This is a genomic window from Vogesella oryzae (genome assembly GCF_902829295.1).
Classification (GTDB): domain Bacteria; phylum Pseudomonadota; class Gammaproteobacteria; order Burkholderiales; family Chromobacteriaceae; genus Vogesella; species Vogesella oryzae.
In genome coordinates this window covers 26,176-38,227 of the sequence record NZ_CADEPL010000014.1, presented here as the reverse complement: position 1 = coordinate 38,227, position 12,052 = coordinate 26,176, and the positions used below count along the sequence as shown (strand labels likewise).

The 12,052-nt window shown below is 61.9% G+C and carries 13 protein-coding genes and 1 tRNA gene; 2 read left to right on the top strand and 12 right to left on the bottom strand.

All coding sequences use genetic code 11. The annotated features are described in order from the left end of the window. Positions 1-702: 702 nt before the first annotated feature. A tRNA-Thr gene (locus tag HU218_RS05680) sits at positions 703-778 on the bottom strand. A 134-nt stretch (positions 779-912) separates the two neighbouring features. Between HU218_RS05680 and HU218_RS05675 the strand changes: the two genes are divergently transcribed. Continuing rightward, positions 913-1,572, top strand: a complete 660-nt coding sequence (locus HU218_RS05675; RefSeq protein ID WP_174873971.1) for a HugZ family pyridoxamine 5'-phosphate oxidase — start codon at positions 913-915, stop codon at positions 1,570-1,572. A gap of 54 nt (positions 1,573-1,626) precedes the next feature. Next, a complete protein-coding gene (locus HU218_RS05670) occupies positions 1,627-3,267 on the top strand; it encodes an EAL domain-containing protein (RefSeq protein ID WP_174873970.1) in 1,641 nt (546 codons plus the stop codon). A gap of 67 nt (positions 3,268-3,334) precedes the next feature. On the opposite strand, the gene HU218_RS05665 is transcribed toward HU218_RS05670, so the two are convergent. The 11 genes from HU218_RS05665 to HU218_RS05615 form a co-directional block, all read right to left on the bottom strand. Next, the gene (locus tag HU218_RS05665) at positions 3,335-3,904 is read right to left on the bottom strand and encodes a YceI family protein (protein WP_174873969.1); all 570 of its coding nucleotides are present in this window, start codon (positions 3,902-3,904) and stop codon (positions 3,335-3,337) included. A gap of 26 nt (positions 3,905-3,930) precedes the next feature. Continuing rightward, on the bottom strand, positions 3,931-4,470 hold the full coding sequence (locus HU218_RS05660; RefSeq protein ID WP_174873968.1) for a YceI family protein: 540 nt from the start codon (positions 4,468-4,470) through the stop codon (positions 3,931-3,933). A gap of 22 nt (positions 4,471-4,492) precedes the next feature. After that, positions 4,493-5,032 (bottom strand): cytochrome b, encoded by a 540-nt coding sequence (locus HU218_RS05655; protein ID WP_174873967.1) that lies wholly within the window; start codon positions 5,030-5,032, stop codon positions 4,493-4,495. Continuing rightward, positions 5,033-5,485 (bottom strand): MarR family winged helix-turn-helix transcriptional regulator, encoded by a 453-nt coding sequence (locus tag HU218_RS05650; RefSeq protein WP_246210728.1) that lies wholly within the window; start codon positions 5,483-5,485, stop codon positions 5,033-5,035. A gap of 222 nt (positions 5,486-5,707) precedes the next feature. Continuing rightward, positions 5,708-6,703, bottom strand: a complete 996-nt coding sequence (locus HU218_RS05645; protein WP_174873966.1) for a GlxA family transcriptional regulator — start codon at positions 6,701-6,703, stop codon at positions 5,708-5,710. Between the two features lie 181 nt (positions 6,704-6,884). Then, positions 6,885-7,688 carry an ABC transporter ATP-binding protein gene (locus HU218_RS05640; RefSeq protein ID WP_174873965.1) on the bottom strand — a complete coding sequence of 268 codons (804 nt, stop codon included), beginning with the start codon at positions 7,686-7,688 and terminating at the stop codon, positions 6,885-6,887. Continuing rightward, positions 7,685-8,812 (bottom strand): succinylglutamate desuccinylase/aspartoacylase family protein, encoded by a 1,128-nt coding sequence (locus tag HU218_RS05635; RefSeq protein ID WP_174873964.1) that lies wholly within the window; start codon positions 8,810-8,812, stop codon positions 7,685-7,687. Before HU218_RS05635 ends, HU218_RS05640 begins: the two co-directional genes overlap by 4 nt. A gap of 10 nt (positions 8,813-8,822) precedes the next feature. Next, on the bottom strand, positions 8,823-9,554 hold the full coding sequence (locus tag HU218_RS05630) for an ABC transporter permease (protein ID WP_174873963.1): 732 nt from the start codon (positions 9,552-9,554) through the stop codon (positions 8,823-8,825). Beyond that, positions 9,551-10,240: an ABC transporter permease gene (locus tag HU218_RS05625; RefSeq protein ID WP_174873962.1), complete on the bottom strand. Its 690-nt coding sequence runs from the start codon at positions 10,238-10,240 to the stop codon at positions 9,551-9,553. Before HU218_RS05625 ends, HU218_RS05630 begins: the two co-directional genes overlap by 4 nt. Before the next feature lie 78 nt (positions 10,241-10,318). Next, positions 10,319-11,083, bottom strand: a complete 765-nt coding sequence (locus tag HU218_RS05620) for an ABC transporter substrate-binding protein (RefSeq protein ID WP_174873961.1) — start codon at positions 11,081-11,083, stop codon at positions 10,319-10,321. 77 nt (positions 11,084-11,160) lie between these two features. Then, the gene (locus HU218_RS05615; protein ID WP_174873960.1) at positions 11,161-11,925 is read right to left on the bottom strand and encodes an ABC transporter substrate-binding protein; all 765 of its coding nucleotides are present in this window, start codon (positions 11,923-11,925) and stop codon (positions 11,161-11,163) included. Positions 11,926-12,052: the final 127 nt, after the last annotated feature.

Genomic DNA, 12,052 nt, shown 5'->3' with positions numbered 1-12,052 from the left:
AGCCGAGCCCCAAGCTGTTGGACAGGCTGGTGAAGGAATACGGCCTGTCTCATCGCCCCCGCCGTTTCGGTGGAACCCGTGTCGAAGACTTGGAGCACTACCGCACAGCAATGACTGCAAGCCATTGTCCGTGGAACTGGGGAAGTGGCCTACACACTTATTTATCCCTGCGGGCAGAAAAGCCCCTTGGAGGAAAGGAAATGGTATGGTCGAGTACATTAGCCACTATGGCGCAGGGTACCAACCTAGCGTTGGTGTCCTGCTGTTGGTAGCAGGGCCGACTCTCTACGTCGTTTTAATCCTGTAAGCCTACTCCCCGTGAAAACGGGGAGTGCCGGCTGCTTCGATGCATAGTGGTCGGTAGCCATGAGGGCATGGTGACCAACTAGCGGCTTTTTTATTTCACTATTCGATTCGACAAAGCTCACCGTTGATATTTTTCGAATGGTTAACTACCTGGGCGAAGTTCTTTGGCTGTAGGTCTGCTATAGCTAGCGTTCATTCTTTCCAGCCAAAATGGTAGCTTCGAGAGGTTAAGCAGACTTCGCCATGACTACGAACCCCGAAGCAATTCAGTGTCAGGGGTGACTCAAGACCAGAGGGGCATTGAGGAAAAATTTATATCAATCTTACAATGGTCTTACAGCACGGCACCGCGAAAAAACCACCTGGAAATTAAGTGCCTTAAGCGATTGATTTTTATGGTGCCGGTAAGAGGAGTCGAACCCCCGACCTTCGCATTACGAATGCGCTGCTCTACCAACTGAGCTATACCGGCACACTGCTCGGCATTCGGCCGAAGCGCCAGTGATTATAGCGGCAGCATCCGGCTTTGAAAATACGGCTGGATATTGCCTGTGCGGGCTGCTGGCCCTATCGTGAAAGCACCTTCTGCCTGTGTTGATGCTTGCCATGAAAATTGCTGTTGCCGATTGTCTGTCGTTGTTGCATGCCTGCGGCGATGCCGCGCTGGCGACCCAGGCGCTGTCGCTGCCGGGTTATCCGTTTGTGACCGCAGTACCGTTTGCCATCGGGGCCGATCATGCTCCGTGGCTGCTGATGAGCGACCTGGCGGAACATTGCCGCAATGCGCGTGCCGACGGCCGCGTGAGCATGCTGTTGCAGCGCGCCGCCGGTGCCGAGGTGTTGGCCGCCGAGCGCATGACGCTGCTGGGTGATCTGCAGCCGCAGGCGCCGGATGAGGCAACCCTGGCGCGCTTGTTGCGTTACTGCCCGGACTACGCGGGCTACCTGGCGCTTGGCGACTTCCATTTCTTTCGTTTGCAGCCGCGCCGCGTGCGTTTTATCGGCGGCTTTGGCCGCATGGGCTGGGGAGAAGAGGTGGGCTGGCAGGCTGTAGCACAGTTACCCGCCGGGCTGGAGGGGGATCTGCTGGCCGAGCTGCAGCCGGCAACCACCCTGCAATTGATTGCTGTCGATCTGTACGGGCTGGATTGCCGGCAGGGCGACAAGCGGCTGCGGCTGGACTTTGCCGCCACAGCCGCCATCGCCGAGCTGGCGGCGGTGGCGCGCGCCACATTGCAGGCCCGGCAGCAGCCAGACGAGAACTAGCCTTAGCGCCGGCTTTGCGGCCAACCTTGGCTGTAATCCGGCCGGGAGAACACCATGTCCGATCTGCAGACCGTGCTCTGCGTCGAGGGCGACGATACCACCCGCCAACTGTTGTGCGAGGAGTTGCAGTCTGCCGGTTATCGCGTGCTGGAAGCGGATAACGGCCGAAGCGCACTGTCGCTGATCCGCAGCGAGCGGCCGGAGCTGGTCGTCAGCGATGCGCTACTGGCGCAAATGGATGGCTTTGCCTTGCTGGAAGCGGTACGCAGCGATGCCGCCATCGCCGATACCCCGTTCATCCTGCTGACAGCTACCGATGACGCGCCACTGCCGCAGCGTGGCCAGATGCCGGGGGCCGAGCATTGCCTCGACAAACCGGTCGACCTGGATTTGCTGCTGTCCGCCGTCGCCATGCACATCCGGCATCAGCGGCATGCGGTTGCCACGCCATCCGCGCCGGCCGTACTCAACCGGATGCAGCTGCAGTCCAGCCTGCAGGCCGAGCAGCGCGCACGCCGGTCGGTGCGGGTAACGTTGTTGAAGCTGGACAGCTATCTGGCGCTGTCGATGCGTTTGCGGCCACAGGAGCTGCAGCAGTTGCAGCAGGCGCTGACTGTCCGCCTTCAACCGCTGGCGGAGCAGGGGCTGGTGTATAGCTGGTCCGATGGCTGCTGGGCCTTGATCGAGCAACCGTATCTGGGTGATGGCGATTTTGACCAGCTGCAGCAGCGTTACAGCATCGCGCTCGGCAGCATCAGTCTCAATTACACCACCAGCGTGTTGCGGCTGCAGATCGACTGGGCGCAGGTCGAGCATTACCGGCTGGATGGCAGCACTTTGCTGGAGGCGTGCGCGCTGCATCTGAACTTCGCGAGTGCCGGCAACCCGCGGCGGCTGCTGCAATTGCAGGCGGCGGACTATGCCGCGCTGCAGGCAGCGCGCTATGCCGAACACCATCTGGACGATGTGATCCGCAACGGCGAGCTGGAGCTGCTGTTCCAGCCGCGAGTGGACCTGGCCGATGGCCGCATCGTGGGGGCCGAGGCCTTGCTGCGCTGGCCCGGGGCCAGCGTCGGCGCCTTGTCGCCCGGCTTCTTTGTGCCGGTGGCCGAGCGCATGGGGCTGGCGGCGGAGCTGGACCGCTGGGTGATCAGCCAGATGCTGGCGGCGGCGCGGCAGCTGGCGGATTTGCAGCCGGATTTCGTGCTGTCGTTCAACCTGTCCGGCCAGAGCCTGGATGCCGATGTGCCGGACTACCTGTACCAGTTGCTGCTGCCGCAGCCGGCACTGGCCGGCAATATCGAGATCGAGGTCACGGAAACCTCGATGGCGAATCTCAATGCCACGGTGGAGCAGGCGATTGCCCGCCTGCGGGAAATGGGCACGCGGCTGGCGGTGGACGATTTCGGCGTCGGCTATGCCTCGCTGTCGTATCTGAAACGGCTGCAGGCTGGCGTCATCAAGATCGAGCGCAGCTTCATTACCGACATCGCGCGCCGTGGCATCGATGCGCAGATCGTGCAGGGGCTGGTGGGGCTGGCGCAGGCGCTGGGCTGCAGTGTGGTGGCGGAAGGGGTGGAAACCGCCGAGCAGGCGGCGTGCGTGCGCGAGCTTGGCTGCCAGTTTGCGCAGGGTTACCACTTTTACCGGCCGATGCTGCTGGACGAACTGCTGCAAAGGTTGGCCGCACCCTGATGCGGCCAACCTTGAAGTGAAAAAACCGCAGCCGTAGCTGCGGTTTTTCGCTGTTTGCTGACGGGCCTTACTGGGCCTGGGCAGCTTCCAGGGTGATGTTCAGGGTCACGTCGTCGCTGATGGCCGGTACGAAGGTTTTCATGCCGAAGTCGGAGCGCTTGATGGTGGCAACCGCGTTGGCACCCCAGGTTTCCACGCCGGTCATCGGGTTCTTGCCCTTGCTGACGCGAGCCAGGGTGAGGGTAACCGGCTTGGTCACGCCCAGCAGGGTCAGGTTGCCCTGGACGCTGGCCGGCTTGTCGCCCTTGAATACCACGGCAGTAGACTTGTAGGTCAGGGTCGGGAACTTGGCCACGTTGAAGAACGCTTCGCTCTTCAGGTGGGTGTCACGGTCGCCGAAGAAAGTCTGCAGCGAATTGGCGTCGATGGTGACATCCACGCTGCCTTTCTTGGCGGCTTCGTCCACTACCAGCTGGCCGTTTACCTTGGTGAAGGTGCCATGTTGCAGCGACAGGCCCAGGTGGTTGACTTCGTAGGCAGCGAAGGTGTGGGTCGGGTCAACCGAGTAGTTGACCGGCGCGGCAACGGCAGCACCAGCGGTGGCAAACAGGGCAGCAAACAGGGCGGTACGGATCATCGGGTTTCTCCAGTGGGTAAGGGTCATCATGCGTTGTTCAGCACAAGGCGGAACTTGAGATCTACGGTATCGGCGACGGTGCTGGTATCACTCCAGCTGCCTTCGCCGATCTTGAAAGCGAGCCGCGACAGCGGAATGGCGCCATCCACGGTCATCAATTTGCCTTGCGTCGTGACCTGGAACGGCGCGCTGATATCGCGGGTGATGCCCTTGAGCGTCAGCTTGCCGTTAACCTGGAAGCGGTTATTGCCCAGCGGCTTGATGCTGCTGGACACGAAGCGCGCCTGCGGAAACTGGGCGCTGTTGAACCAGTCCTTCTTGCGTGCTTCGGCATTGGCTTCTGCCGTCGGCAGGCTGATGCTGCCGATGTCGATGCTGATGTCGGCCTTGCCGGCATCCGGCTGCGCCGGGTTGAACGACACGTTGGCCGCAAACTTCTTGAAGCTGCCGGAGACCGGTACGCCCATCTGCTTCATGGTGAAAACCATCTGGCTCTTGGCGGCGTCAACCGGCTGGGCAAAAGCGGGGGCGGCCAGCAGCGGCAGCAGCAGTAGTGTGTGTTTCATCAGTCGGGTTCCTGTGGGGGGATCAGCGGCGCAGGCTCATGCGTTCGAGCAGGCCATCCTTGTCGATGAACTGGTGTTTCAGCGCGGCCAGCACATGGGCAACCACGACGATAACCAGCACGTTGTTCAGCAGGCCGTGACCGGCCTTGAGTTGTTCCGCCAGCGCAGGGTTGGCCGCAATCAGGTCCGGCAGCGGCAGTACGCCGAACAGCACCACCGGAAAACCGTAAGCCGAGCTCATCAGCCAGCCGGACAGCGGAATCGCCAGCATCAGCAGATAAAGGGCGGCATGGCCGATGTGGGCCATGGCGCGCGCTGCTGCCCCCATGCCGGCGGGCAGGGCCGGCGCTTTCCTGGCCAGGCGCACTACTACGCGCAATGCCAGCAGGGCCAGCAGGCTGATGCCCAGCCATTTGTGGTAGCTGATCAGCTGGAATTTTGCCGGCGACAGCGGCAGGTCCGCGAGATAGTTGCCGAACAGGAAGGCGCCGATCATCAGGGCAGCCATCAGCCAGTGCAGCAGGGTTTGCAAGGTACTGTAGCGGGCGGGGGTGTTGCTCATTCAGGATTCCTGTTGGTTATCAAGGGCGGTACGCAGCCGGTGCAGCAGGGCAGCTGCCTCGGCCAGTTCCGCATCGCTCATATGGTCAAACGCCGAACTCAGGTCGCCGGCCACATCCGGAAATGCCTGCCGGAACAGGGCATCGCCGGCCGCGGTCAGCGCTACAAACAGGCTGCGGCGGTCGTTGGCATCCACGGTGCGGCTGATCAGCTCTTTTTCCAGCAAGCGGTCCAGCACACCGGTAAGGGTGCCTTTGGTGATCAGCGTCTTTTCCGATAGCGTCTTGCAGCTCATCCCCGGGGTGTTGCCCAGGGTGGCGATCACATCGAACTGGGCATGGGTCAGACCATGCCGGCGGATGCGGTCGTTGGAGCGCTGTTCGAACGCCTGGTAGGCGCGTACCAGCTCGCGGATCAGGTCGCGGGTACGCGGCACCATGGGGGCTTGCGACATATGGGCACCTGAGCGGTGGATTAGTTCCGGCCAGAATAGTTCTGGTTCGAACTAATGGCAATCGAGCTTTTTTGAGATGCTTGTTCAGAAATACAGAACAAGTGTTTTCTGCCGAGCGCCGATCCGTGTGCGGGACAGAGGCGGGTGTGGCAGCGGCTGCCACGGCGGGGAATGGATAAAAAAACGGAGCGCGCTGCGCTCCGTTTTATGTTGGGTGGCGGTTCAGCCGGCCTTGTTGTCGGCGGGTGGGGCCGTGCGCTGGGCACGCTCTTCGCGCGGGGTGATGCCGAAGTGGCCGCGGTAGGTGCTGGAAAAATGCGGGCCGCTGGAGAAGCCGCAGGCAAGGCCGATCTGCACGATGGATTTGCTGGTCTGCTGCAGCAACTGGCGCGCGCGGTTCAGGCGCAGTTCCAGATAGTATTTGGAGGGCACGGTGCCGAGGTACTGCTTGAACAGCCGTTCCAGCTGGCGGCGCGATACGCCGACATAGTAGGCGATGTCGTCGGTGGTCAGCGGCTCCTCGATATTGGCTTCCATCAGGCTGACCGCCTCGGTGAGCTTGGGCTGGCTGCCGCCGATACGGGTGGCCAGCGGAATGCGCTGCCGCTCGGTGCCCGGGCGCAGGCGCTCCATGCTGAACACTTCCGACAGCTGGGCCGCGAATTCGTGGCCAAGGTTGGCCGCAACCAGCCCCATCATGAAATCGTAAGTCGCGGCGCCGCCGGCACTGCTCATGCGGTTGCCGTCCATTTCATACAGGTTGGACGAGACGATGACGTCCGGAAACTCTTCCGACAGGCGGTTGATTTCCTGCCAGTGGATGGGGGCGCGATGGCCATTGAGCAGGCCGGCGCGGGCCAGCCAGTAGCTGCCGCAGCCGATGCCGATCAGCGCGGTGTGTTCGGTGAGCTGGCTGCCGATGGCCTTGGACAGCTCCTCGCCCGCCACCTCCAGTCCCACCTCGTCGGCCAGCACCACCAGTGCGTCCAGCTTCGGCGCATGCGCCAGCGGCAGGTCTACCGGCATCTTCAGGCCGTTGCTCATGGTGACCATTTCCCCGGACAGCGACAGCGGCAGGAATTCGTAGACACGACGCTCGGCCAGCTGGTTGGCACGGGTCAGCACTTCGGTGGCGATGCCGAAGTCGGCCAGCGATGCATTGGGCAGCAGCAGGAAGCCAAAGCGTACGGGTTTATTGCTGGAGGTAGTGGTGACCATATCCGGTAGCTGGGAACGTTGGCGCGGAAGGCTAAAGGCAGCGCATTGTGTCGTGATCGCGGCTGGCAGGCAACCGCAAACCGGCGTGTTGCCACTTTATGTATCGCGGTGGCGCAATAACGAAAGAGCCATGCTGACTTTGTAGCCAGCATGGCTCTGTCAAATCAAGGCAGGAAGCGGGTTATTTCAGGCTGCCGGACAAGAATTGCTGCAGGCGCTCGCTCTTCGGTGCGACCAGCACCTCCTTCGGATTGCCCTGTTCCTCGATACGGCCCTGATGCAGGAAGATCACGTGGTTGGATACCTCGCGGGCAAAGCCCATTTCGTGGGTCACCACCACCATGGTGCGGCCTTCCTTGGCCAGGTCCTGCATCACGCGCAGCACTTCGCCCACCAGCTCCGGGTCCAGTGCCGAGGTCGGTTCGTCGAACAGCATCACTTCCGGTTCCATCGCCAGCGCGCGGGCGATGGCGACACGCTGCTGCTGGCCGCCGGACATGTGCGACGGGTACTTGTCTTCCACGCCTTTGAGGCCAACCTTTTCCAGGTACTTGCGCGCACGGGCGATGGCTTCATCCTTCGATATGCCCAGTACGTGTACCGGTGCCTCGATGATGTTTTCCAGCACGGTCATGTGCGCCCACAGGTTGAAGTGCTGGAACACCATGGCCAGCTTGGTGCGGATGCGTGCCAGCTGTTTCGGGTCTGCTGCCTTCAGCGCGCCGTTGCGCTTGTCGGTGATCAGGCCCAGCGGCTCGCCGGTAACGGCGATGGTGCCGCTATTGGGTTGTTCCAGCATGTTGATGCAGCGCAGGAAGGTACTCTTGCCGGAGCCGGAAGAGCCGATGATGCTGATCACGTCGCCGGCGTGGGCGGTCAGCGATACCCCCTTGAGGACTTCGTGGCTGCCGTAGCTTTTGTGCAGATCGCTGACTTGCAGCTTGATGTTGCCGCCGTTGGCGGTTGAGTTCTGGTTCTGGTTCATGCTGAGAGCAACTTTCCGGATTTGAAGGCGTCAGCGCTGGCCACTTTGGCCACCCACTGTCCCGCGGTAAGGTAATGACGGCTTTCCGTGGCATACAGCATGCCGGCGCGGTTTGCGCGCACGGCTGAGACACGGTCGTTGATCGGGTCGATCACATCGGCGATGTGGTCTCCCGGCTGCACCAGGCAGCCGGCGGCCAGGTAGTAGTGCACCACGCCCGCGTGCGGCGCCAGCAGGTTTTCCGACCCGGCCAGCGGTGTGGCCGGGTAGCGCAGTGCCGGCAGGGCGGGGGCATCGCCACGGATCACGCCGCGATAGGTCAGGAAGGCGAGGATGGCGTCGGCGTCCTGGCGGGCAAAGTCATGGCTGACATCGGCCTGGCCGCGCAGTTCGACGGTCACCGACAGGCAGGCCATGTCGATGGCAGCAGCACTGCCGGCGGCCTTGGCCAGATCGCGCAATTGCCACCACAGCTGGCTGCAGGCTTCGTCGAACGGGTTGTCGCCCGAGTCTTCGGCCAGCAGGGTGGCGGCGGCGTCCAGATAGCGTGCCAGCGGCTCGCACTGTTCCCACAGCGGCGTGCCGGTGTACAGGTGCAGCGCGGCGGCGCAGTCGCAGTGCAGGTCCAGCACCACGTCGGCATCGCAGGCCAGCAGCATCAGCTGCTGGCGCAATGCGGCCAACTCCGAGGCCGGCTGGATGGCAGCAACTTTCTGCAGCAACAGCTGGCGGACGCGGCGGGTGTTGGCCGCGGCATCGCTACCCAGTTCGTGCTGCAGCTCGGCGAAGATCTCGCCGGCAAACGCCGGATAGTGGCGGTTGAAGTTCTGCCCGGAATGCAGCTCGAAGCGGCCCAGTGCCACACCGTTGAGGTTCTGGTCGAGGCCAATCGGATTAGCCACCGGCACCAGCACCACCTCGCCGGCCAGACGGCCTTCTGCCTCCAGCGCGGCAAGGCGTTGCTTGAGGTGCCAGGCCGTCATCATGCCCGGCAGCTCGTCGGCATGCAGGCTGGCCTGGATGTATACCTTCTGGCCACTGCCGGCCTTGCCGAAGTGGAAGCTGCTGAGGCTGCGGCTGGTACCCAGGCTGCCGCCGGCAAGCGGATGATCAATGCGTTGCATTGCGACCCCCTTAGTGCTTGCGCGGAGCCAGGTAGGCGAGCCAGCGGCCTTCCGCCTTCTTGAACAGCCACACGAAACCGAAGGTCATCACCAGGTAGATGCCGGCGGCGGTGAGGAACGGCTCGAACGGCATATAGGTGTCGCTGAACACGCGGCGGGCCACGCCGGTAACGTCGGCCAGGGTCACCAGACCGGCGACCGAGGTGGACTGCATCATCATCACCACTTCGTTGCTGTAGGCCGGCAGCGCGCGGCGCAGCGCCGACGGCACCACGATGCGGCGCATCATCAGCCACTTGCTCATGCCCATGGCCTTGGCGGCCTCGATCTCGCCGTGGTTGGTGTTGCGGATCTGGCCGGCAATGATCTCGGTGGTGTAGGCGGCTGTGTTCAGGGTGAAGGCCAGGATGGCGCAGGCATAAGCCTCACGCAGGTATTGCCATGCCCAGCTATCGCGTACCCAGTCGAATTGCGACAGGCCGTAGTAGATGATGAACAGTTGCACCAGCAGCGGGGTGCCGCGGAACACATAGGTATACAGCCAGACGGCGGTGGACAGTACCTTGTTGCGCGACACGCGCATCAGCGACAGCGGAATGGACAGCGCCAGACCGGCCAGCAGCGACCAGAACAGCAGTTCCAGTGTCAGTTGCAGGCCCTCGCTGGTGGACAGTATCGGGGCGCCATCGGTACCGCCGAAGAAGGCCGGCAGTTTTTCGATAATCAGGTTTACGTCGATCACAGTTCAGTCTCCCGTACGCCGCTGGAGTAACGCTTTTCCAGTTTCTTCAGAGCAAAGTCGGACACGCTGGTGATGGCCAGGAACACGGCACCCACCACGGCGTAGACGGTAAACGGCTCCTGGGTGATGGATTTGGCGGTGTCGGCACGGTACATCACGTCATTGAGGCCAATGACCGATACCAGTGCGGTGGATTTCACCAGCACCAGCCAGTTGTTGGAGAAGCTGGGCAGTGCAAAGCGCACCATCTGCGGGAAGGTGATGCGGCAGAACACGCGCAGCGGGCTCATGCCGTAGGCGAGGCCGGCTTCCATCTGGCCTTTCGGCACCGCCATGATGGCGCCGCGGAAGGTTTCGGTCATGTAGGCGCCGAAGATGAAGCCGATGGTCATCACGCCGGCAAAGAAGGAATTGATTTCCGGTGCCGGCCAGCCCATGTAGGTACAGAAATCGTTGATCATCATCTGCACGCCGAAGAACAGCAGCAGCATCCACACCAGATCGGGCACGCCGCGAACCACGGTGGAATACAGCTCGGCCAGCCATACCAGCGGCTTGGACGGTGCCATCTTGAACATGGCGCCGATCAGGCCAAGCACCACGGATACTGCCAGCGAGGCAACGGCGACCTGAACGGTCAGCAGCGTGCCTTCCAGAATACTGGGGAGGTAACCCTGTAAAAACATTGCATTACTCCGTAAATCTGCCTTGCGGCCGGGTGGGGCGGCGGCCAACGTAAAAGGTTGGCCGCAAGCGCGGACGGCTTACTTGCCGTAGATATCGAAGCTGAAATACTTCTTCTGGATCTTGTCGTAGCTGCCGTCGGCACGGATTTGCTTCAGCGCGGTGTTGAGGCGGGCCAGCAGTGCCTTGTCGCTCTTGCGCACGGCGATGCCGGCGCCGATGCCGAAGTATTTCGGATCGTTGTAGTCCGGGCCTACCAGCGCAAAGCCCTTGCCGTTCGGGGTCTTGACGAAGTCGACGTCACCGACGGCGGCGTCAACGAAGGCGGCATCGACACGGCCGGCTTTCAGGTCGAGGAAGGATTCCGGTGCCTTGCCATAAGGAACCAGCTTGGCGCCCAGCTTGGTAAAGTGGTCGCGCGCGTACTTTTCCTGGATAGAGGAGCGCAGTACGCCGATTTTCTTGTCTTTGAACCAGGCGTCATTGACCTGGGTGCCGCTCTTGCCAACCAGGCGGCTGGCCATGTTGTAGTACTTGTCGGAGAAGTCCACCGCCTTCTGGCGTTCCGGAGTGATGTTCATCGAGGCGATCACCGCGTCGAACTTGCGTGCCTGCAATGCCGGGATGATGCCGTCAAAATCCTGCGGTACCACTTCACAGGTGGCCTTCATGGCCTGGCACAGTGCCTGGGCAATGTCCGGATCGAAACCGGTCATCTTGCCATCGGCTCCTTGCTTGGAAAACGGCGGGTAGCTGGCGTCGGTCGCGAAACGCAGGGTTTCGGCGTGGGCGGCTACGCTCAGGGCAAGCGAGGCCGCGCCCAGCAGCAGCAAGGGGTTCTTCATGGATTTTTTCCGTCACAGGGGGGGTTTTTATTATCAAAACCCCGCCCTCAGGAGCGGGCGGGGTCGAGCGTGCCGGCTTAGTTGCCGTACACGTTAAAGTTGAAGTACTTGTCCTGTACTTTCTTGTAGCTGCCGTCCTTGCGGATCTGGGCGATGGCCTGGTTCAGGCGTTCACGCAGTGCGTTGTTGCCTTTTTTCACCGCAATGCCGGCACCATAGCCGAAGTATTTGGATTCGCTGTATTCCGGACCGACGAAGGCGAAGCCCTTGCCCTGTGCGGACTTCAGGAAGTCGGTTTCGCCGACCACGGAGTCAACAAACATGCCGTCGATACGGCCGGATTTCAGATCCAGGAAGCCTTCAGGAGCCTTGCCGTAGGACACCACGGTGGCACCATTCTTGCCCCAGAAATCCTTGGCGAATTTTTCCTGGGTGGAGGCGCGCAGTACGCCGACCTTCTTGCCCTTGAAGGCGTTCTGGTCAACGGCCGTGCCGGCCTTGGCGATGATGCGGCTCGGGGTGTTGTAGTACTTGTTGGTGAAGTCCACGGCCTTCTTGCGCTCGTCGGTGATCGACATGGAGGACAGGATGGCATCGAACTTGTTGGCGTTCAGGGCGGGGATCAGGCCATCCCAGTCCTGCGGCACGATTTCGCAGGTGGCTTTCATGGCAGTGCATAGCGCATAGGCGATATCCACGTCGAAGCCCTGCAGCTTGCCATCGGCGCCTTGCTTGGCGAACGGCGGGTAGTTGCCGTCGATGCCGAAACGGACGGTGTCGGCTTGCGCGCTGAATGCGATGGAGGATAGGGCCAGGCTGGCCAGGATGAATGCTTTTTTCATGCTATCTCTAACTCTCTCTTGAAGTTCGTAATCCCGCGTGGAGATCCGGTGTGCCTGCCGCGTTGCCGCCTGCAGCCCGCTTATCCAGCCCGTTCGGGCCTTCCCTTGTAATGTTGTTATTTTGCGA

Excerpts from the sequence above, each read along its gene's own strand:
- HU218_RS05675 (WP_174873971.1), top strand. The coding sequence starts at position 913 with ATGAAAATTGCTGTTGCCGATTGTCTGTCGTTGTTGCATGCCTGCGGC.
- HU218_RS05670 (WP_174873970.1), top strand. The coding sequence starts at position 1,627 with ATGTCCGATCTGCAGACCGTGCTCTGCGTCGAGGGCGACGATACCACC.
- HU218_RS05665 (WP_174873969.1), bottom strand. The coding sequence starts at position 3,904 with ATGATCCGTACCGCCCTGTTTGCTGCCCTGTTTGCCACCGCTGGTGCT.
- HU218_RS05660 (WP_174873968.1), bottom strand. The coding sequence starts at position 4,470 with ATGAAACACACACTACTGCTGCTGCCGCTGCTGGCCGCCCCCGCTTTT.
- HU218_RS05655 (WP_174873967.1), bottom strand. The coding sequence starts at position 5,032 with ATGAGCAACACCCCCGCCCGCTACAGTACCTTGCAAACCCTGCTGCAC.
- HU218_RS05650 (WP_246210728.1), bottom strand. The coding sequence starts at position 5,485 with ATGTCGCAAGCCCCCATGGTGCCGCGTACCCGCGACCTGATCCGCGAG.
- HU218_RS05645 (WP_174873966.1), bottom strand. The coding sequence starts at position 6,703 with ATGGTCACCACTACCTCCAGCAATAAACCCGTACGCTTTGGCTTCCTG.
- HU218_RS05640 (WP_174873965.1), bottom strand. The coding sequence starts at position 7,688 with ATGAACCAGAACCAGAACTCAACCGCCAACGGCGGCAACATCAAGCTG.
- HU218_RS05635 (WP_174873964.1), bottom strand. The coding sequence starts at position 8,812 with ATGCAACGCATTGATCATCCGCTTGCCGGCGGCAGCCTGGGTACCAGC.
- HU218_RS05625 (WP_174873962.1), bottom strand. The coding sequence starts at position 10,240 with ATGTTTTTACAGGGTTACCTCCCCAGTATTCTGGAAGGCACGCTGCTG.
- HU218_RS05620 (WP_174873961.1), bottom strand. The coding sequence starts at position 11,083 with ATGAAGAACCCCTTGCTGCTGCTGGGCGCGGCCTCGCTTGCCCTGAGC.
- HU218_RS05615 (WP_174873960.1), bottom strand. The coding sequence starts at position 11,925 with ATGAAAAAAGCATTCATCCTGGCCAGCCTGGCCCTATCCTCCATCGCA.